16 protein-coding genes are annotated in these 21,335 nt (G+C 43.6%); 11 read left to right on the top strand and 5 right to left on the bottom strand.

The features are described from left to right. Positions 1–15 precede the first annotated feature (15 nt). Positions 16–1,818, top strand: coding sequence for a M56 family metallopeptidase (locus tag MHH86_RS24170; protein ID WP_342479446.1), 1,803 nt, complete (start codon positions 16–18; stop codon positions 1,816–1,818). 1,190 nt (positions 1,819–3,008) lie between these two features. Here the strand turns inward: MHH86_RS24170 and MHH86_RS24165 are convergent. Both MHH86_RS24165 and MHH86_RS24160 read right to left on the bottom strand, forming a co-directional pair. Beyond that, positions 3,009–4,298, bottom strand: coding sequence for a sensor histidine kinase (locus MHH86_RS24165; protein WP_076148069.1), 1,290 nt, complete (start codon positions 4,296–4,298; stop codon positions 3,009–3,011). Then, the gene (locus MHH86_RS24160; protein ID WP_076148072.1) at positions 4,291–5,028 is read right to left on the bottom strand and encodes a LytTR family DNA-binding domain-containing protein; all 738 of its coding nucleotides are present in this window, start codon (positions 5,026–5,028) and stop codon (positions 4,291–4,293) included. The genes MHH86_RS24165 and MHH86_RS24160 overlap by 8 nt, the downstream gene beginning before the upstream one ends. Positions 5,029–5,184: 156 nt before the next feature. Here MHH86_RS24160 and MHH86_RS24155 point away from each other — a divergent pair, with 156 nt between their 5' ends. Beyond that, positions 5,185–6,126 carry an ABC transporter ATP-binding protein gene (locus MHH86_RS24155; protein WP_169744800.1) on the top strand — a complete coding sequence of 314 codons (942 nt, stop codon included), beginning with the start codon at positions 5,185–5,187 and terminating at the stop codon, positions 6,124–6,126. Next, the gene (locus tag MHH86_RS24150) at positions 6,123–6,905 is read left to right on the top strand and encodes a hypothetical protein (protein WP_038573013.1); all 783 of its coding nucleotides are present in this window, start codon (positions 6,123–6,125) and stop codon (positions 6,903–6,905) included. The genes MHH86_RS24155 and MHH86_RS24150 overlap by 4 nt, the downstream gene beginning before the upstream one ends. A gap of 210 nt (positions 6,906–7,115) precedes the next feature. On the opposite strand, the gene MHH86_RS24145 is transcribed toward MHH86_RS24150, so the two are convergent. From MHH86_RS24145 to MHH86_RS24135, 3 genes are all read right to left on the bottom strand, one after another. Beyond that, positions 7,116–8,036: an aldo/keto reductase gene (locus MHH86_RS24145; RefSeq protein WP_038573011.1), complete on the bottom strand. Its 921-nt coding sequence runs from the start codon at positions 8,034–8,036 to the stop codon at positions 7,116–7,118. 162 nt (positions 8,037–8,198) lie between these two features. Further along, a complete protein-coding gene (gene fabV, locus MHH86_RS24140; protein ID WP_038573009.1) occupies positions 8,199–9,389 on the bottom strand; it encodes an enoyl-ACP reductase FabV in 1,191 nt (396 codons plus the stop codon). A gap of 520 nt (positions 9,390–9,909) precedes the next feature. Further along, on the bottom strand, positions 9,910–10,845 hold the full coding sequence (locus MHH86_RS24135) for an aldo/keto reductase (protein WP_076148075.1): 936 nt from the start codon (positions 10,843–10,845) through the stop codon (positions 9,910–9,912). A 182-nt stretch (positions 10,846–11,027) separates the two neighbouring features. Between MHH86_RS24135 and MHH86_RS24130 the strand changes: the two genes are divergently transcribed. The 8 genes from MHH86_RS24130 (at position 11,028) to MHH86_RS24095 (ending at position 21,327) form a co-directional block, all read left to right on the top strand. Next, positions 11,028–12,002 (top strand): ornithine cyclodeaminase family protein, encoded by a 975-nt coding sequence (locus MHH86_RS24130; RefSeq protein ID WP_076148078.1) that lies wholly within the window; start codon positions 11,028–11,030, stop codon positions 12,000–12,002. A 14-nt stretch (positions 12,003–12,016) separates the two neighbouring features. Next, positions 12,017–13,177: a membrane dipeptidase gene (locus tag MHH86_RS24125; RefSeq protein WP_076148081.1), complete on the top strand. Its 1,161-nt coding sequence runs from the start codon at positions 12,017–12,019 to the stop codon at positions 13,175–13,177. Between the two features lie 11 nt (positions 13,178–13,188). Continuing rightward, entirely contained in the window at positions 13,189–15,315 is a 2,127-nt protein-coding gene (locus tag MHH86_RS24120) for a CocE/NonD family hydrolase (RefSeq protein WP_076148084.1), read from the top strand. 748 nt (positions 15,316–16,063) lie between these two features. After that, a complete protein-coding gene (locus tag MHH86_RS24115; protein WP_076147858.1) occupies positions 16,064–16,789 on the top strand; it encodes a BofC C-terminal domain-containing protein in 726 nt (241 codons plus the stop codon). A 244-nt stretch (positions 16,790–17,033) separates the two neighbouring features. Further along, complete coding sequence (gene ruvC / locus MHH86_RS24110) at positions 17,034–17,537, top strand: crossover junction endodeoxyribonuclease RuvC (RefSeq protein WP_036677679.1); 504 nt, start codon at positions 17,034–17,036, stop codon at positions 17,535–17,537. Further along, on the top strand, positions 17,534–18,151 hold the full coding sequence (gene ruvA / locus MHH86_RS24105; protein WP_036677675.1) for a Holliday junction branch migration protein RuvA: 618 nt from the start codon (positions 17,534–17,536) through the stop codon (positions 18,149–18,151). The genes ruvC and ruvA overlap by 4 nt, the downstream gene beginning before the upstream one ends. Before the next feature lie 36 nt (positions 18,152–18,187). Further along, positions 18,188–19,195 (top strand): Holliday junction branch migration DNA helicase RuvB, encoded by a 1,008-nt coding sequence (ruvB, locus tag MHH86_RS24100; RefSeq protein WP_036677672.1) that lies wholly within the window; start codon positions 18,188–18,190, stop codon positions 19,193–19,195. A gap of 32 nt (positions 19,196–19,227) precedes the next feature. Continuing rightward, positions 19,228–21,327, top strand: coding sequence for a SpoIID/LytB domain-containing protein (locus MHH86_RS24095; protein WP_076147855.1), 2,100 nt, complete (start codon positions 19,228–19,230; stop codon positions 21,325–21,327). The last annotated feature ends 8 nt before the right edge of the window (positions 21,328–21,335 follow it).

Raw genomic sequence — 21,335 nt, 5'->3', positions numbered from 1 at the left:
ATGACCAGCCTTTTTTTGGATTTTTTAATAATTTCAGTAACGACAAGTCTAATGATTTTCATTTTAATGTTCTTGTCTCCATGGTTAAGCAAAAACTATTCGGCAAAATGGAAATATTGGATATGGATGATTTTGACTATACGCTTGCTACTTCCGTTTAACATTTCGTTTGCCAATAATGTCGTACGGATTCCGCTTCCTGATAGCTCAAAGATAAGTACAGTGTTTCAAGACATTCCCTCCAACAGCATACAAATTGATGTGTCAGGGATTTCTCATCCTGTTCAGCAGGCCGCATCGTTAAATCATATACCATCTCTTATGGACATCTTAACTTGGCTCTGGTTTTCCGGGTTCGTACTTTTTTTGCTTTATCATTTTACCAGTTACTACTTTTTCAGAAAACAGTCTCTTCGTTGGAGTAATTCTCTTTTAAGTGACCAGATGGTATTGAAAATAAACCAAGTTTATAAAGAAATGAAAATAAAATTATCCATCACCGTTTTAATTAGTGAAAAGGTTCCAAATCCAATGTTAGTTGGTTTTTACAAGCCGATTCTCTTCTTGCCGCATGATCAATATAACGATGAAGAGCTTGAATTTATCTTCAAGCATGAGTTAGTTCATTATAAGAGACATGACATTGTATATAAGATACTCCTCTTAATTGTACATGCAATTCATTGGTTTAATCCTTTCGTGTGGTTCATGGTACGCCAAGCAGGACGTGAAATTGAAATTTACTGTGATGAGACGGTAGTGGGTACACGAAGCTTATCTTACCGTAAAAAATATTGTGAGGCTATCTTATCTGTCATACAGAATTCGGATCCCCGCTTTTTGGCTTTATCAACTAACTTTTCAGGAGGGGAAATTTCTATGAAAGAGCGATTTATATCTATTCTTAATACGAAGAAAAAACGAAACGGCATCACTCTATTTTATACCGTCCTGCTTTTGATCGGGGTAATCAGCGTGTTGGCGTCGTGCACTAATATAAAAGGCACCGAATTCATCAAACCCGGCACGATCTATTCCATTGGCTTTGATGGGGAGCAAGTTGTTGTTAATGATGCTGGCAATTCGTACTCCATAGATGCAGAGGGGAATGTTTCTGTTTCATATCGGAATGGAGATGTTAAAGCAAATGTGCCATTAAAATTGGATACGACCGGAGGGGTTCTGGGAATGGGGCAAGAGAACACCGGTTATTTTATATCCGAGGATAAAACAGCTATTGTTTATGGTTTTGCAGATGGAAAATCATTGCCGCTGCATGTTTTAATCAGTAATGATAAGGGACAGACATGGAATGACTATCCTATTCCTGGAGCAATGGGATATGAAACAAAATTTATCGGTTTCACGAATAAAAATGATGGTTGGCTGGTCAGTGGTGCTTCACAAGGAGTTGGGAGTGCGCTGAATTATGTATATCAAACCTCTGACGGAGGTAAGACGTGGAAAGAGATAGGCAATCCAAATGATATTTATTCGGAACATTTGACCGGCGTGGGATTTTCTAGTTCGGATATCGGGTTTTTAGGGTACAGATATTATATGGATGAGGGTCCTGTAATTTATTGGACCAAAGATCAGGGGCAAACTTGGGAAAGGCTTGCTGTATCGCTTCCAGAAAAGTTTGATAAATATAAAAAAAATCCCCTTTCTCCTATCTTTAATAGAAAGGAAGGACTGTTCCCTATCTCGTTAATTGATCAGGATACCGGTGTGGCAGGAACTATATATCTTACCAGTAAAGATGAAGGAATCACTTGGGTTTATGATGAAGCTTATGATAAGCTTCTAAATCCTTAAAAAAAGCGGCCATTGGAATGGCCGCTTTTTGATTGTCCAATGGGATCTCAGATAATGGAAAAATAGATACGATGAATACTAATTCCCGAACTAAAGTCAAAAAGGCTTCTATCCTAAAGTATGCCTAAGGATAGAAGCCTATGAGAGAAATATTCGAAAAGAGTATTAGCGAATTGTAAGGGATCCAATTTTGCAACGTTCATTGATTAAAAAATAACATGAATCCAATGAATTAATATGTTGTATTACAGATGCAACTTCTTATAGGATATTATAAGGTATCAAGCGGTACATGCAGCAGTGAGAAAATTCGGAGGCTAAAGGATCCCTTCTATTTGTTTCTCAATTTGAATAAAATAGGTTACTATTTCCACCCCCCTCCTCCATGAGAAGATGACTCTACGTAATCAATCTTAATCTGACCGTTGCCTGAGCCAAGCGTGGTGTTAAAATTATATTGACGTAAGTTCCAATCATTGAAAGTACCTGCCCAGCTATTATCGACGATAAAAGTATAACGTGTCGTAGCTGAGAAGGAGCCGCGGATGTAGGCACAAATAGCTCTTGAACCGTAGATTCCCACTTTATAACCGTTAGGATTTAGGGATACTATGAACAGCCCAGCATTAGAAATTCGTGTAATCTCAGCATCTGTAAGTCCGTCATGAGAACCTTCTACACGGTTCAGGTATCGTCCAACAAATGTAAAGTTATTATTTTGAAGATGAGAAATAGTTCACAAGTTCTTGGGGGAATAAATTAGTAGATATAAAAGAGGCAATTGACTTTAGTTGGATATGAGGTACAACCGTGCTAGATTCATTGTTTGAGGAGTAACTAGCATATTTATAAATCTAATTTAGAAAAAGAAGAACAGATCTGCATTTTTATTGAGATTTTTATTAAATTTCGCTTAAGTTTGTTAGGGGAGAGTTGGTTTTCTCGTAGTGCATTCCGTTCTCTTTCTAATGTCCAACTGTGGGAGTTTTGTATCCTTATGACTTTTTGTGAATGCGGAAAAAGCCGCGAAAAATCTTCATTGTACAAGAATTTTTTTTGGCTTTTTAGATTTCTATTCTTAGACTTATATTTCGGTATCCTCACAATAATATGTTTACTCAAAATCGAGAGGAGAACTGTGGAGGTTCGATTCATCTCACTGTTAACTAAAAAAGAACAACCTATTGTACTTACGATAGGCTGTTCCTTTTTTTACAGGCGACCATAAAAAGAACAATTTCGACTTGAAATAGATTATTGTTATATGAAATATCTACTAAGCCATTACTATCCTCTACGACCTTCTGGATACTTTTTAAGCCTATACCATGACCGGATTTATTAGTTTTTGTGGAGCAGATGTCGCCAAAACGATTCGTATGAATTTCATTCACATAAGGATTCTGAATCCGGATGAACAAGCTTTCATTAAGATAATGCATATGTATGGTTATATAGCACTCTTCATTTCTTTTATCGCAACAAGCTTCAATGGCATTGTCCAGTGCATTTCCTAAAATCACACTGATAACTGTGGTGTCGAGCGTCAGCTGTGCAGGGATGTTCAAGTCTAACTTGAAGGGGATTTGATGCTTCTCAGCGACCTGCTGCTTGTAGTTGATAATGGAATCAATAATCGTATTCCCGCTATTACTAACGCCTATTGGATTGTCTATTTGCCCCAGTAAGTTGTCCAACTCATTCAGATTGGCAGCTTCACCGGATTGTACCTTTGCGCGTAAACCTATGAGAATATTTTTAATATCATGCTGGAACTTAAAAGATTCTTCCTGTATTTCTTTTGTCAAAAGATATTGATTTACATAGTAAGCATTTTGTTGCTCAAGTAAATAACTTTGGTTCTGCGCAGATTGGATAACTAACATACGGTCGCATAAGATAAATATCAATAAATTTATAATGAGTAGCCCTGTGGACAGGATTGGAACAAGGGTAGGGAAGGACTGCATATAAAGGCTGGATGCGAAGCTGTAGATCCCTAGTGTGCTTATAGAAGGGCAAATAAATAATAGAACCCAATACCATTTAGATAACCCGCCATTTCCAAAGGCTTTAGCTACGCGCACGGATACAAAAGCTAATATAAACATCAGCAGCTTGGAAAGAAACTGGTTCAGAATATATCCCTTTGTCGAGTAAAATAGGGGTAATGATAACTCACTAAGCGTAATAAGCGCAACCAGAAAAAGAGCGGCAACGATCCGCCATTTGATATTTCCATTGTAAAAAAAAGATAAGAGAGCAATCAGGCCAATATTGAGCGTGAGTAGGATTGAGCCTGGCAGTGAGCTATAGTGCAGAAAGACAATACAGAGGAAATATAGGGAGTACACGATAACAAGATTGGCTTTGGTGGTAAGTCGGCTAACGAAACAATGCCTGTAGAAGTAATGAATAATGATAGGTAAAAGTGGAAGCGTTACTAGATAAAATAACTCCTCCAGAAAGATATTATCCAACAAGACTCCCCCTGAATTTCAGATATTTTTTCTTGAAATCGGCACTGTATTTTGCACTAATGGGTAAGGCTTCGCCATTTAGGAGAATTACTCCCTGGTTCCTGATTTCTTTAATAAAGTAAAAGTTAACGATGTAGGATTGATGGATTCGGACAAAATCGCTCACAGGAAGCTTCTGCTCTTCCTCGTTTAGTGTACTGTAGTAGTCATGTTGATCCTTGCAGGAATAAAGAATAATTCTCCGCCGGTTGCTTTCCAGATAGATGATATTTCGATAGGGGATTAGAATTTCTTTTCCTTTTTGCTGTAGTGATAAGAAGTTTTTTTTGCCTTGCTGCAGCTTGCGAATTACTTTTTCAATCGTAGAAATCAGTTTGTGCTTAAATATCTCTGAATCGATAGGTTTCTTGATAAATCCCGAGGGCTGAACATCGAAGAGTTGCAGATGATATTCATCATGACTAGAGACATAGATAAGCTGCACTAGATCATTTTCATCATTTCCCCGCAGCACATACCCAGCTTTTATTCCATCCATATCCGCCATTTCAATGTCCATAAAAATAATATCAAACGAGCAGGCTTCTTGAATGGCCTTAGTGAAGCTTTCTCCGGAATAAAAGATCGACACCTCTATTTTCCTTGTGAAATTCCTTTGAGTCTCCAGAATAAGTCTCTCTATTAATTCAGTAGTGGGAAAGTCATCATCACAGACAGCAATACGTATCACTTTATCATTCCTTTCGACAAGAATTGTCCAAAATATCCGGGAATTTGTCGACCATATAAGTCACATTATACAAATCCTTCTTAATAATTACATTAACTAACTTGATTATTACAGTTTGAATGTAGTGTCCATGACAACATGTTAGGATGTGGAAAAGTGAAAAGAGGAGTGTTTGATTTGACTCAAACGATCTTTGAGGCCAGAGGTTTAAGCAAACAATACGGAGAGTCTTTTGCGCTTCAGGATGTCTATATGAAGATTGGGGTAGGAGATATTTATGGGTTTGTTGGCGAAAATGGGGCAGGTAAAACTACATTAATGAAGATAATAGGCGGATTGGTACATCCGACACATGGCGAAATCTCTCTTTTTGAAAAAAAGGACACAAAAGCTGTTCACGAGGCGAGGCGAAAGGTTGGATTTCTAATTGAAAGGCCAGCGCTTTATCCTAATCTAAATGCGAAGCAAAATCTTACGTTTTATTGCCGTGCGTTTGGGATTAAGGATAAGAGCAGAATTGCGGAAGTATTGCAGGCAGTTTCTCTGGCAGATGCCGGTTCTAAGCTAACCTCAGAATACTCCCTTGGGATGAAACAACGTTTAGGTCTGGCTATTGCTCTACTTAACGATCCCAAATTTCTGGTATTGGACGAGCCTATTAATGGTCTTGATCCGTCAGGCATTGTAGAAGTGCGAAAGATCCTGGAGAAGCTATCCAAAGAGCAAGGAGTGACTATACTAATATCCAGTCATATTTTAAGTGAGTTGCAGCTACTTGCGACCCAATACGGTTTTATTCATAAAGGAAGGTTAATCAAAGAAGCTTCTGCGGAGGAACTCTTACATACGGCGGAAACAAAGATCTGTATTCGAACGGCTGATCCCGCAGCGACACTTCAGATTTTGAAAAGTGAACTCCAACTAGAAACCATTACGATCAGCGAAGCTGGAGAAATTCAAATTCCTAAAGAGAGTACAAATCTGGAAGAGCTGATGTCTTTTTTTCTACAGCGGGGCATCCATATTGAAGGGATTAACCTGTCGGCTCCAAATCTTGAGAACTATTATATGGATCTAATTGCTGGAGGTAACGAATGAGGAATTTTCTTAAGGCTGAAGCTTATTATGTAACCAAGGATCCCATGTTCAAGGGGATAAGTCTTCTTTTGCTGTTTGGAAGTGCCTTATTACTGGTTTGGATGGGGGTACAAGTAGGATTTGATATAGACAGTCCTTTAGAGCCTTTAATCACTAGCATTCAGTTATCTTTTTTTCTGTATTTTATCATCCCGATTTACGTTTGTTTTTTTGCTACCGAGGGATTTGAGTATGGGTCGGTTCAAACCATTATCGCTTCGGGTCAGAGCAGGTCATTATATTTACTGGGAAAATATCTGACCGAATTAAAAGTGGTATTATGGTGGGTAATTCAATTTTTTGGTCTTTTTTATGTATTGTATATACTGGCAGCGCTTGTTACGGGTTCCCATATCGGAAATGAAAGCTTAGAGGGGAAGTTTATCGTTGCTATGGGGGCTATTGGATTCAATATTTTGTATCTCGCAGCTTATTCCGCTGTCGTGCTGTTGTTAGGAGTATTGATGAAAAAATCGGCTACCGCTGTTATTGCCACGTTTGTTTTTGTATTTGGCGATTTTCTGCTCAGTGGTTATCTGAAAGACTCTTCGTATGTATATCTGAGAGTGATTTCTGAAAATACGCTAACGACGCAAATTTTTAAATTCTCTGCTGTAAATTCACATGAAATATATACCCTAAACGAGGGTGTTCGTATGATCCTAATCCCTGTTGTAATCATAGGAGTTTGCTTGAGCGTTGCTTTAATTTCTTTTGAAAAGAGAGATGTGCATCTATAGAAAGGAAGGATGGATTATGAAAAAGGATAACAAAAGAACCACTATGATCTTAAGTATTTCGGTAGTAGTTATTATTTTTTGTGTTCTTTTTGTGAGTATACGAATATCTTGACGCTGTCTATCTAGTTTTACTAGAACGTGAGGATTGAATCGCTCTCTGGTAAAAAAGCCACGGCGTACGTTAATAACGTACCTCGTGGCTTTAGGTGTTTATGGAAGGACATTGCCGGCAGCACGGTAGATTTCATACCATTCTTGCCGAGTGAGAGTAATATCGGAAGCTTTGGCAATATCACGCAAGCGCTGCGTATTAGTTGTGCCAACGACAGGCTGCATATTTGCCGGATGTCTGAGAATCCATGCGATGGCAATCGCTGTATTGGTTACGTCTTTTTCAGCTGCTAAGCGGTTAATGACCTCGTTCAATTCAGGGAACTTATCGTTATCTAAGAATACGCCTTCAAAGAAGCCATATTGGAAAGGCGACCAAGGCTGAATGGTCATGTCATGCAGGCGACTGTACTCCAAAATCCCGCCATCATGAACAACTGAACCGGAGTTAGTCATATTCACATTGAAACCTGTATCAATCATGCCAGTGACCATAATGCTCAATTGCAGCTGGTTGAACAGCAGCGGTTGCTTTACATTTTTCTTAAGCAGCTCGATTTGCAACGGGTTCTGATTGCTGACACCAAAGTGTTTGACCATACCTTTGCTTTCCAGAATATCAAAAGCCTCAGCGACTTCTTCTGGCTCAAATAGCGTGTCAGGACGGTGAAGCAGTAGGACGTCGATATAGTCTGTTTTCAAGCGCTTAAGGCTGCCTTCCACGGATTGCAGGATATGTTCCTTGGAGAAATCAAAAAAACCGTTGCGGATTCCGCATTTGGTTTGGATCATCATTTTATCACGCATACCCGGATTGTTCTCCAGTACACCTGCGAATACTTCTTCGGCTTTGCCAGCTGCGTAGATGTCGGCGTGGTCAAAAAAGTCTATTCCGAGCTCGAGGGCACTATGTACATGTGTATCTGCTTCTTTTGCAGATAAATCAGCAATCCGCATACAGCCAAGCGAAATTTGTGACACCTCAAGTGCGCCGTTTGCTACACTAATTTTTTTAACCAAAAGTGACTCACTCCTTCGAATGTTAGTAGAACATGCAGTATTCAATCAAACCATATCATAAAGAGGGGAGGTAAGCCAATGTCTATCTAAAAGAGAAAGAGGTTATCTCATCAGTAGAATTCACTACTTCAGAGATAACCTCATTTGTCTATAAATCAGTTATTAATACATATTTGGAATGTCGACATTAGGATCAATGTCAGCTTCGTAGTCTACACCCTCTGTTCTAAAACCAAACAGGTTAAAGAAATCTTGGCGGTAGCCTTCAAGATCAGCAAGCTCACCTGCATTGTCGGTTGTCAGCTCGTCCCAACGTTTCATAACCTCAGTCTGAACATCCTCACGCATTTCCCAGTCATCAATTCGGATCAAGCAGCCTCCGTCAGCAGTAGCTTCGCCCCCACTGTAAAGATGCTCAGAGAATAAACGGTACATTTGTTCAATACAGTTCTCGTGCAGCCCTTTTTCCTTCATTACTTCATACAATGCAGAGATATAAAGAGGGACTACAGGAATCGCGGAGCTGGATTGGGTTACCAGAGCTTTGTTCACGGAAACAAAAGCACGTCCACCTTGAGTGGACAGGCGATCATTCAGTTGGACCGCTGTTTGTTCCAGATCATGTTTGGCTTGACCAATCGTTCCGTCGCGATAGATAGGGTGAGTGATTTCAGGCCCGATGTAGGAGTAAGCAACGGTTGTAGCTCCCTCGGCAAGCACGCCAGCTGCTTGAAGCTGATCGATCCACATTCTCCAGTCTTCGCCGCCCATAACTGCGATGGTCTGACGTACTTCCTCTTCTGAAGCAGGCTCAATAGTGGTCATGGAAACTTCACCTGTATGGAAGTTCAAGGTTTTGTTCGAATAAGCGGTTCCCACCGGTTTAATGACGGAGGAGAAGGTTTCTCCTGTTACCGGATGAGTGCGGCGTGGTGAAGCGACACTATAGACAACTAAATCAACTGTGCCATATTCAGCTTCAATCAATTCAATGGTCTTCTCTTTGATAGCATCGGAGAAGGCATCGCCAACTATGCTGTGAGATTTAAGTCCAAGCTGCGCTGCTTGTTGTTCAAAAGCAGCAGAGTTGTACCAGCCAGCAGAAGCTGTACGTTGACCTTCAGCAGCTTTATCAAAGAAAACACCAATGGTGTTGGCGCCCGCACCAAAAGCGGCTGAAATTCTGGAAGCTAGTCCGTATCCGGTAGAAGCGCCAATGACTAGTACATTAGCAGGTCCCTCAATTTTCTTTTGTGCTTTTACATATTCAATTTGTTGTTGTATTTGTTTGGCGCATCCCTCAGGATGGGCTGTTGTACATATAAATCCGCGAGTTTTAGGTTGAATAATCATCAAGGAATTCCCCTTTTTATAAAAATTAAAGTCCAATGTTACTTCAGAGAAAGTATAGCAAACAATATTTACTAATACAAAGAATTTAGGATATTGGAGAAGAATGATTGCTCTCCACTACGATCGACTGCCATCCGCTGCCGCTTACGGACCCAGATGACGTTATATGCAAATTTATCGCCTTTTCAGCAGGGTTTCGGACCCCAGAGACGTTATTGCTTAGAAAAAGGTTCATATTAGGTGTATTTTGTGCCAATAGCGGCTATGAGGTCCGTTGGAATTCCAAATGTGCAATAATGCTGCGTTAAGGGTCAACTGTGTCCGATAGGGGCATTGTGCGGGGAGCTGTGATAGGTCGACCGAACGTACGAAGGAAATAAAACGAACGAATGACGAATCTTACGAATCGTGGCAATCGAACTATCTAACCCGAATCATCCGATGAACCCAAGCACAAAAGGGGCTGCCCCAGCAGCCATTTCGTGGCCATGGGACAACCCCTTAATCTAATGAGGCTAGATTACGCCTTAAATATGGAATCTATAGTTTTGATCTCTTCTGGTGTCAGCCGCACCTTCAGCGTCTCTAAGTTGGAAACGATCTGCTCAGGACGTTTGGCGCCCGGAATAAGCGCATCGATGGAAGGTACGGTCAAATACCAGGCAAGTACGACATGTGCGACTTCGACACCTTTAGCATTGGCAATCTGACGAACCTTGTCCACCTTCTCCAGATTCTTGGCAAAGGTCTCCCCTTGAAATAGCGGGTCATTTTTTCTAATGTCGCTGAATGTATCGCCTTGCTTATATTTGCCGCCCAGCAGGCCCGACGCAAGTGGGAAATAGGGCACGAAAGAAATGCCATGCTCCTGCGTATAAGGCAGCAAATTTTGTTCCGCATCACGATGCAGCAGATTGTAGTGGGATTGAAGAACATCCACATGACCATCTTTGTTGGCTTCTTTCAGCTGATCAATGGAGAAGTTAGACACCCCGATGGCTCTAATCTTCCCTTCATCCTTCAGCTTCTTAAGTTCACCTACAGCTTCGTCCTTAGGTGTGCTTTCATCAGGGAAATGAATATAGTAAAGATCAATATAATCGGTCTGGAGGCGTTTCAAACTGTCTTCTACAGACTGTCTTAGAAAAGCTGGAGAGTTGTCGAGTGTAATCTTGTCACCGGTAATCACGTGAGCGCCTTTAGTAGCAATGACCACATTGTCGCGGCCGCCTCTTTCCTTCAGCACTTCGCCAATCAGTTCCTCGGATCTTCCTGGTCCATAAATAAAGGCGGAATCAATAAAATTAATCCCATGATCCAGAGCGCTGCGCACAATATTTCTGCCGGTTTCATCATTTAAACCCGGAAATAAATTATGCCCGCCAACAGCATTGGCACCCAGACCCAGTGGGAGAACCTGCAGATTGGTTTTTCCTAAAGTTATTTTATCAGCCATAATCAATAGTCAGCTCCTTAAAATATAATACGTACTATATTAAGTATAGAGAATAACTCGGGTCAGGACAAATTTTGCCTTCCAGCTTTATACATGAATATTTAAACCGGATAAGTTATGATAGTAAGAAAATTTTATATTCGCGTTCGTGCAATCATGATGAGGAGAAGGAGGTCCGTCTTATGCTAGTCATTAATCAAAATGAAGTGGCCGAACTGTTAGCTATGGAATCTTGCATCTCCGTTATGGAATCTGTTTTGAAGGCTCTGTCCGCTGGACAAGCGGTACAAAGCTTAAGACAAGTGCTTCCTTTACAAAAGAGCAATCTGCTCGGCTTAATGCCGGGTTATTTGCAGCATGAAGAGGTAGCTGGTGCCAAAATCATCAGTGTATTTCCCAGCAATCATGGTTCAGGCCTGCCTTCTCATCAAGGTCTTGTTACCCTATTCGATTCATCTACGGGTGTTCTGAAAGCTATAGTGGATGGACAAAAGATTACAGCCATTCGTACGGCGGCAGTCAGTGCAGCAGCAACCCGATATCTGGCCAGAGAGGATGCCGAAATCCTTGCTCTTCTTGGAACTGGGGAACAAGCAAAAAGTCATCTGGAAGCGATGTTGCGGGTTCGACCCATCCGTGAGGTAAAAGTATGGAGCAGGACACTCGCAAAGGCACAGGATTTTCAAATGGAGATGAGCCAAAAATATGATGTGCAGATCATTGTTGCCGAGACAGTTCAAGCGGCAGTCAGCGCAGCGGATATCATTTGTACCGTGACAGCATCCACCGAACCTGTGCTCAAGGGAGAATGGCTGAAACCGGGTGTACATATCAATGCTGTCGGCGCATGCAGACCCAATGATCGTGAGCTGGATTCGGAGACCGTCCAATTAGCTAAGTTATATGTAGATCGGCTGGAATCCGCTCAGAATGAATCTGGTGATTATTTAATCCCGCTGAACGAAGGCAAAATTACAGCAGATCATATTGTCGGGGAGATTGGTGAGCTGATCAGTGGCACTATCGAGGGCAGAAGGTCCGCAGCTGACATTACTCTTTTTAAAGGATTAGGGCTGGCCATTGAGGATTTAGCAGCAGCTAATTTTATATATCATGAAGCTGTTAGATTACATAAAGGCACTGAAATTGCATTCTAAGGAGCGACTACACGATGAGCACTTATGAAGGTCTGTATGATTTCAAGTTGACGGAGCAAGAGGAGGAGCGGGCTAAACGCTTGCATGAACAGAACATTATTATCGATCTGCTGTTTCAAGGTCCCTTATCTCCAAGCGCGATTCCAGACTCTATCTCTGACAGAATCAAAGAATTATGTGAGCCTTATAAAGATGAGCCAATGGTATACAGCAGTATGCCTGCAAAAATTATCACAAAGCTATCTGCGAGCGGAGAGATCCCTGAGTATAAGGAAGAGTGGTACAAGTCCGGAATTACAGCAGGGAACCGCGAACTTCATTTGGAATCCTTAGACAGCATCATTACAAGCATGGCAGAGGTGCAACTGCAATTCGATTCCGCAGATTGGTTAATCAAAGCCTTAACTGCCGAAGACATACGTGCTGCCAAGCGTAATGGTCATAAAGCGGGCATTATCACAGCACAAGAAACGGATGGTCTGGGCACGAATCTTGATCAATTAGATGTACTTTATAACTTCGGATTAAGAATTCTACAATTGACCTACAACAATCAGAACCAGATTGGGGCGGGCTGCGCAGAACAATCGAACGCCGGTGTCACTAATTTTGGAAAAAGATTCATTGCACGCTTGAACAAGCTGGGGATCATTGTAGATACGGGGCATTGCGGGAAACAGACTACATTAGATGCCTGCGCTTATTCCACAACTCCGGTGATTGCTTCACATACGGGTGTAGAGGCGATCTATCCGCATATGCGCTGTAAAAGTGATGAGGAGATTATCGCGATAGCCAAGACGGGTGGAGTCATTGGTATTTTTGCTATGCCTTGGTTTGTTCATGAAGACCCTAAACATACAACTATTGACCATGTGCTGGATCATATCGAATATGTAATCCGGCTTGTAGGCGTGGATCATGTCGGAATTGGAACGGATTGGCCGATGAGCGATGTGCTCTGGTCATTGGTTTATTTTAAAGAACATATCGCCCCCAAGCTTGGATTCGCCAAAGGAGACGGACCTTCTACAGAAGCCGTTGCTGGACTTGAGAAATATAGTTATTTTATTAACTTTACTAGAGGTTTGGTTGCCCGCGGTTATGCGGATGCAGATATTGCTAAGATCATGGGCGGCAACTGGCTGCGCGTATTTGAAGAAATTTGCGGATAGGGGATAAACAGATGACAACCTACTTAGACACAACTACATTTAACGTCTACTTTTCTGGTGTTTATACAGGCAAAATTCATTTTACAGAGCAACAGATCATGCTCGCTAAGGTCGATCCGCGCAGAAGAACGCAAATGCAAGACAATGTGCTGGATGGACAGTTCAAAACTGTGCTTCCACTTCAAAAAATCCACAAACATTTAGACGCTTATGCTAAAGCGGAGTGGGTAGATTATGAGGTTGTGCTGAGTAATGGCGATATCTATCAAAAGCATATCCAGTATCAGGCGCAGATTGAAGGCCGCGAACTGACCTCACAAGTATGGGCGCTGCGCAAAGAGACGGCTCTGGACATTGTGACTTTGGATGGGGAGATTATCGCTTTTCTTACACCGAATCGGTATGGTATTGAGCTTATGGTTAAAGCGGGTTATGAGAAGCTGACTCCGTTAGTGGTCTACGATGATCCTCTTCTATCTAAGGCAGAATATGGTGTAAATGATCTGGGTACTGATCTGATTCCGATGCGTGATGGAGTGAGGCTGGCGACAGATGTTTTTTTACCAGAGGGCATTAAGCCGGGAACCAAGCTGCCGACAATTCTCGTAAGAACATGTTATGACCGCAACGGAAAAAAAGAGATTTTTATGAGATGGGCCAATAAAGGTTATGCAGTAGTGTCGCAGGATGTTAGGGGTCGGGCGGATTCGGAAGGAGAACTGATTCCTTTTTATAATGAACGGGATGATGGCTATGATACGATTGATTGGATTATTGCTCAGGAATGGTCGGATGGCAACGTCGGCATGTGGGGCGCATCCTATCTAGGTTTTGTTGTTGTGGCGGCGGCCACCAGTGGGCACCCGAATCTGAAGGCGGTTGTGGATGAAGTGAATGTAGGCTCTCCATTTGTTGATACCGTTCGCAAAGGGGGAACTCTTTGTTCTTGGCCGTTGCTCTCTTGGACTCTTGCTCAATCTGTGGGTACTCGGACGGATTTTGATATCTTTGGAGGCATTACGGTGAATCCGGAAGCAGCCGTTGATGCAAGACCGATTAAAGAGATCCCTCAGCAAATGATTGGCAAAACATCAGGTCCATGGGATCTGTGGAGCCAGCATCCCGAGTATGATGATTTCTGGAAAAACTGTACTTTTACTGAGCGCGGAGATCAGGTGCAGGTACCTATGTATGTCATCTCAGGCTGGTATGACGGCGACAGCGCCGGCGTATCGGAGACTTGGAGAATGCTGACAGAACATGATGTGCCTAATCGCAAAATCCGTCTGGGCGCTTGGGAGCACGGGCCGAACAGAGCCAGAGACTATGAAGGTGTGAGCTTCGGCAATGATGCCGTAGTCTATGATTACGATGTTTCTGTGCTGCGCTGGTTCGACCGCTTCCTCAAAGGCATTCCAAATGGAATAGATCAGGAGCCTAGAGCCTCTTATTATGTTGTTGGTGAAAATCAGTGGAGAACGTCCGCGGATTGGACACCTGCCGAAGCCACAGTTTCTTCCTTCTACCTTTCCAGCGGTGGCCGAGCGAATTCAGGACATGGAGATGGGCAACTGCTCGCAGCGCCTGAGGAACATTCTCCTGAAGATACTTATGTCTATAATCCTCATGATCCTATGAATGATAGCGGTGAACGAGAGCCTGAAAATTTGCGGAAATACGAGCTGCGCAATGATATCCTTGTCTACACTAGTGATATTCTGACGGAAGAGCTGACTGTGGCCGGAGAACTGTCTGCTGTTATCTACGCTGCCAGCACTGGCAAGGATACGGATTGGGTAGTTACGCTTAGTGATGTGAATGAACAAGGGGACTCCATCCGGTTATCCAATTATATTGTCAGAGCTAAATACCGTCATGGATTGGAAGCACCTGAGCTGCTGATTCCTGGGCAGGTGGAGAAATATGATATTTTCATGCCGAATATAGCCCATAGATTTGCTGTTGGACACCGAATTCGGTTCTCGGTTACTTCGTCCAGCAAATTCGTTGCTTTCCCTAATACAAATACAGGTAATAATCCATATGAAGATTCAGAAGCGATTACTGTGCTGCAGACCGTCTACCATAATCGTGAGTATACGAGCCATGTGAAGCTGCCGGTGGTTCCTAACGCTTAAATATGACTTTAATACGAAGAAGATGCTGAACAAAGGTAAAAGAAATTACCACTTGAAGCTGAGGCAGCATTTGATGACCAATGATGCTTCAAGTGGCTTACCGAGTGAGCACCGAGTGAGGCCTAGGTAAAATAATAAGTGAAGAACGAACTTAAGCTTTAAATGAAGCAAAAGTAAAACACTTATAGAGCGATTAGGGAATTTCTCCCTGAAATTCTTAGGATTCTGGTCGTCAGACATATAATGGGGGAAAAACTCCCTAATATATGTCTGATTCCCGGGAATTAAGGAAAACAGCTTATTTATTAGGGAGTAATTCCCTGATTTCGTTCATTTAGAGCGAATATATGCTATTTTCAGGGAGTTTTTCCCTAATTAGTTTTAGATCCACTCCGCACAACGCGCAAACGCAGAACGCATCCCCCCATCACGCAAACGCAGAACGCCTACATCGCTACCATCCCAAACGCCCAATTCAATGGCATAGCACACTAAGAACTAAATAGTCTATTGGCAAAGCAAAAGCTTTGGTGGAAAAAATGGTCGATCGTCATGAAATAGGTATCACCTAAGGCCGGTATGTGAAACCTCTCCCCAGAATCGCCCTTCCAGACTTACACCATAAACCTTGAACCATACTGCAAGGTCAACCTTGTATTTTTGGAGAAATGTCGATTATTCACAGAAAAGCGCATAAATGCTCCCTTCTTAGGTCACAATAGGGAAAAACCAGAATGAAGGGATTAACGTGAACGCGTTTCGCTTAAAAAAACAACTTTGGCGGCGATGGAGACGTTGGAAAAAGGCGCTTTGGGTAGGAGCTGCTTGTATAGCTTTTGCTGTACTGGCTTGGCGCAGTATGCAGGTACCTGAGGAAATCAGTGGTCTGCTGACGAATTCTAGCTGGGCGGATAGTGCCGATAGTGAGCTGGCCGCAGCTGTCTTTAAAGTAGGCGAGGACAGTGATGAGGCAAAAGAGAAGGGCACTTTAAATAATGAACAACTGCTGCAAACCATCTCCCAAAGTGGGCTCAGCAGAACCGTTCATTTAAAAACAACCTATGTGTCCGGAGAAGAGATTCAGACGTTGCCGGGCGTAAAGAACCCGCTTCAGCTGAAGACTATTATCAATGAACACCCTGAATGGAGCAGTTGGATTAGTTCAGAAGGGGATTTGTGGCTGGAACAAAAAGTGAATGATTTATCGACAATGATAAAAAATGAAGCTTATATTGGTGTAGATGCGTTTGGGAATTTGACCTTGTTTAAAGGTCCGCCAGTTCAGGAAAAGGTACTGAAGACTTTTTTTCAAATGGATATGGGTTCCCTGAAATCCTCATTGCCGGAAAATATTTGGAAGGAGCTTCACGAGGGGATTCGTGTTCAGGATATTGAAGAGTACAACAGTGTGCTGTCTACCTTCAGTGATTATGCCCGCGAAGCTGCTGAGCATGTCATGCAGAACAAGCAATAGATTTGATAAGCTGTCCAAAAGTCATTATTAATGGCTGAGGGCAGCTTTTTTGTGTGAAATGAAACGGGGAAGAGTCTTAGCTGTAGGCCTAAAGTTGCCATTTCGCTGCAAACAGTAAACTTTTTTTCTCCCGCAAGGGCGATTTTTGCTATAATGGTTAGAAGGAATACATATGTTCGCTTCATGGCGGAGGAATGGATGAAAACGGTGGAATAATCTGCCTGTTATAGAGGAGAGATCGTGTTTGCGTATTTTGGGAATTGATCCGGGGCTGGCGATCGTCGGCTTTGGCTTTGTGGATAAGGAAGGACATAAACTGACCCCCGTCCAATATGGTTGTATTCAGACTGAGGCTCATACGCCTGAAGAAGAACGACTGCTGCATGTCTATGAAGGCATGGGTCAGCTCATTGATAAATATAAACCCGATGCTGTGGCGATAGAAAAGCTTTTTTTCGCTCGCAACGTTACTACAGCATTGCCAGTGGCGCAGGCCCGCGGTGTGACTATATTAGCTGCAGTACAGCGGGGTCTCCCCGTCTCGGAATATACACCTATGATGGTAAAGCAGGCTGTTGTGGGTTATGGTAAGGCTGAGAAACGGCAGGTCCAGGAAATGGTGAAGCTGCTGCTGAAGCTATCGGCGATTCCGAAACCCGATGATGTGGCGGATGCGCTGGCGGTAGCGGTATGCCATGCCCATTCGAGCAGTCTTAATTCTAAATTAAATGAGGTATTGCGAAAATGATAGATTTCTTAAGAGGACCCGTCGTTCATTTGGAGTCGGAATATGTGGTGCTGGATGTGCAGGGAGTAGGATACCGGGTATTCTGCCCGAATCCTTATGCTTTTGCTAAAGTAGAAGGACCTGTAACGATCTATATTCATTACCAAACACGTGAGGACGCTACGCTATTATTTGGGTTCCCGACTCGTGAGGAACAAAAATTGTTCCGCAAGCTGATAGAGGTATCTGGCATCGGTCCTAGGGTTGCGCTTGGAATCCTGACAGGTGGAACACCGGATCAGTTGATTTCAGCGATTTATCAAGAGAATATAACGTTCTTAACGAAATTACCGGGCATTGGCAAAAAGACGGCACAGCGTATGATCCTTGATTTGAAGGACAAGCTGGACGGACTCAGTATGGCTTCAATGCAAACGGGATTGTTTGCAGTGCCAACGGAAGAAGCAACGGATGGATTGGCCTGGCAAGAGGCGCGGGATGCGCTTAAGGGGCTGGGTTATACCGAAAGCGAATTGGACCGCGTGTGGCTCGCGTTGAAGAAAGAGGGAGCAGAGACAGGAACTGTAGATGTGCTGATGAAGAAAGCACTAGGGCTGCTATATATAGCTAAGTAAAGCCGTACACATCCTAAAGAAAGGGAGCGATAGGAAATGGATGACCGGATTATATCCGCGAATTTGATGATGGATGAGCAGGCGGTAGAACTAAGCTTGCGCCCTCGTTATCTGGGAGAATATATCGGCCAGACTCAGGTGAAAGAAAACCTGAAAGTATATATAGAAGCGGCCAAAATGAGAAGCGAAGCGCTGGATCATGTGCTGCTGTACGGACCTCCGGGTCTGGGCAAAACAACGCTCGCTAATATTATCGCCAATGAGCTGGGTGTGAACCTGCGAACAACTTCCGGCCCTGCGATAGAGCGTCCAGGCGATCTTGCCGCTCTGCTGACGAATCTGCAGGAAGGCGACGTGCTTTTCATTGATGAGATTCACCGTTTGCACCGCACGGTCGAGGAGGTTATGTATCCTGCGATGGAGGATTTCGCGCTGGATATCATGATCGGCAAAGGGCCAAGTGCCCGTTCGGTACGATTGGATTTGCCGCCGTTCACACTGATAGGTGCCACAACCCGGGCAGGACTACTGTCTGCGCCACTGCGTGATCGTTTCGGAGTGGTCAGTCGCCTGGAATTCTATAACATAGATGAGCTGAGTTACATTGTTTCTCGAAATGCGGATCTTTTAGGCATTGAGATTGTTGGCGATGCAGCAGAAGAGATCGCGCTTCGTTCGCGGGGCACACCGCGGATTGCTAACCGCTTATTGAAGCGGGTCCGTGATTTTGCTCAAGTGCGCGGAGATGGAATTATAACTCCTGAAATTTCTGGGGAAGCATTGAAGATGCTTCAGGTGGACCCACGTGGTCTGGACAGTATTGACCACAAGATGTTAAGTGCTATGATTTCAAGCTTTCGCGGCGGTCCTGTAGGACTGGATACGATTGCAGCTACGATTGGTGAGGAAAGTCAGACGATTGAGGACGTATATGAGCCGTACCTGCTACAGATAGGGTTCTTGCAGCGGAGTCCGCGTGGAAGAATTGTAACCCCGGCCGCTTATCATCATTTAGGGCTTCCGCTCCCTCCGGAGCAGCACTAGTTCGTCACTACAATTATAAAGGAGGATGCTGGATGAAGCATACGAAGAGGAAATGGAGAGGGGTCGCCCCGCTAAGCAAAGGATTGCTTGCGGCTGCGCTTGCTGTAGGAAGTTTCCTGATCCCTGCGGGTGCCAGTCATGCCGATTCTAATAGCACGATACGAGTTGCTCTTTATGCTGATATTGGAAGTAAATATAAATCAACTGTGCCAGTAGTAACACTGCAATCAACGCAAAGCTTTACTTTGCTGTCGGATCAAGCAGGAAGTGCTCCTTTGGTATCTGTCCCAGCACAGAAGCAAATTCGTATAAGTCTGGACGGATATAGAGTTAAGGTGATGGAGGTTTCAAGCTGGCAGACAGCAGCGGATGCAGCTAAAAAGCTCCAATCCACCTCCGATAAACCGCAGATTTTTGCAATCTCCAGAAATGGAGCGACTGTGTATCAGTTGTACACGGGCGTCTATGCTAGTGAAGCAGCTGCCAAGGATGGGCTTACCCGTGTAGTCAAAGCAGGGTTGAGTATTCCTGCTGACCAAACCCCAGCGGTGAAAGGTAATAAACATTTATCAGCTGGCCGCTATTCTTCGGAGCAGGAAGCAGATGTGGCGCTTAATAGCCTCACTGCAGCTGGTTTGGATGCTTGGAAGGTGTTTCTGGCAGGAAACGATGGCAGTGCACAAGTAGAGGTATGGGTAGGCGAAGCTGCCAACGATAGTGATTTAACAGCTGTTCAAGCCGCTGTGTCTACGGCGGCACCACAATTTACGGTTTCGGTGGCAACCTCGCCCGGATTAATACTGCGTAAGGATGCCGGACTGGATTTTAGCAGTGAAACTCAAGCCGATCATTACCTGGTTTCTGGAAGCAATGCTAAATTTCTTGCTGCAGGCAGCGAGGCTGGGATTCAGTTAGTGGAAAGATCCAAGCGTACATATCGCGGAAATTTGGAACTGAGCAATTTGAGCGGATCGCTGGCTGTAATTAATGTAGTGCCGCTGGAGCAATATTTGTATGCCGTAGTTGGAGGAGAGGTTTCCTCCAGCTGGCCAGAAGAAGCGCTAAAAGCTCAGGCTGTCGCCGCCCGCAGCTATGCGCTGTCGCAAGGCAACCGTTTTGATGTAGCGAATGTAGTAGATACCACTCTTAGTCAGGTATATAACGGAATCGGGTCTGAAGCTCCCTCCATTATCAAAGCTGTAGATACTACTGCTGGTGAAGTGCTGATGAGTGGTGGTAAAGTTGTTGAGGCTGTATTTTCTTCCAATAGTGGAGGTATGACAGCTGACCCTTCAGAGGTTTGGGCGAACGGTGGCGATGTATTTGCTAGTGTTCCAAGCGTTGAAGATGTTTCGGCTGCTGCTGCTAAGAAGTGGTATTATGTTCTGCTTGCGAATGGTACCTCTGGTTATGCACGTGAAGATAATATTAAATTGACGGGCAGCAAAACCGCTGCCGGACTCGATATAGTTACCGCTACAACCAAAGATGTGAATATACGTCCTCTGCCAGTTATTGAGAGCAGTGTTAGTGCAGTCGGAAAGCTGAATCCGGGTGAGAACGCTGTGGCTCTGGATAAAGTATATGAGTCTGGCAGCTATAGCTGGATCAAAGGGCCGTATACCTCTGCTGAACTTCTAAAAAGCCTGCAGGGTAAAACAACAAGCACGCTCCCTTCCAGCATCTCTAACCTGCAGGTCACCCAGCGCGGTCCTTCTGGAAGAGCGATTCAGGTGAAAGCTAATGGTCAGGCTCTGAATGTGAAATATCCTGATATGTTCCGCTCCGCGTTTAATGGATTACCTAGTACATTGTTTGATATTGTGGCACCCGGAAGTTATACTGTATTAGGCGCTGACGGTGCTACCGCCACAATTAGCAGCTCGCAGAGTGCTGGCGTGCTTTCCGCATCGGGGAAGGTTAATGTGAATGGCAGTGGAACTGTAGTGATGGGCGGAGATTCTGCGGCCAGAGTGATCACTAACAGCTCGGGCTTTCTGTTCATTGGACAAGGCAACGGCCATGGTCTAGGCATGTCGCAGTGGGGCGTGAAAGGCATGGCGGACAGCGGGTATGATTACAAGCAAATATTGCAACACTATTATAAGAACGTTACTATAGTTAAGGAATGAAGACAGAC

The organism is Paenibacillus sp. FSL F4-0097, from assembly GCF_038593125.1.
Lineage (GTDB): Bacteria > Bacillota > Bacilli > Paenibacillales > Paenibacillaceae > Paenibacillus_AQ > Paenibacillus_AQ odorifer.
This window is presented reverse-complemented; position numbering and strand designations above follow the sequence as displayed.

Coding starts and splice junctions, on each gene's coding strand:
- MHH86_RS24130 (WP_076148078.1), top strand. CDS start 11,028: ATGCTAGTCATTAATCAAAATGAAGTGGCCGAACTGTTAGCTATGGAA.
- MHH86_RS24150 (WP_038573013.1), top strand. CDS start 6,123: ATGAGGAATTTTCTTAAGGCTGAAGCTTATTATGTAACCAAGGATCCC.
- MHH86_RS24095 (WP_076147855.1), top strand. CDS start 19,228: ATGAAGCATACGAAGAGGAAATGGAGAGGGGTCGCCCCGCTAAGCAAA.
- MHH86_RS24125 (WP_076148081.1), top strand. CDS start 12,017: ATGAGCACTTATGAAGGTCTGTATGATTTCAAGTTGACGGAGCAAGAG.
- ruvA (WP_036677675.1), top strand. CDS start 17,534: ATGATAGATTTCTTAAGAGGACCCGTCGTTCATTTGGAGTCGGAATAT.
- MHH86_RS24135 (WP_076148075.1), bottom strand. CDS start 10,845: ATGGCTGATAAAATAACTTTAGGAAAAACCAATCTGCAGGTTCTCCCA.
- MHH86_RS24120 (WP_076148084.1), top strand. CDS start 13,189: ATGACAACCTACTTAGACACAACTACATTTAACGTCTACTTTTCTGGT.
- fabV (WP_038573009.1), bottom strand. CDS start 9,389: ATGATTATTCAACCTAAAACTCGCGGATTTATATGTACAACAGCCCAT.
- ruvB (WP_036677672.1), top strand. CDS start 18,188: ATGGATGACCGGATTATATCCGCGAATTTGATGATGGATGAGCAGGCG.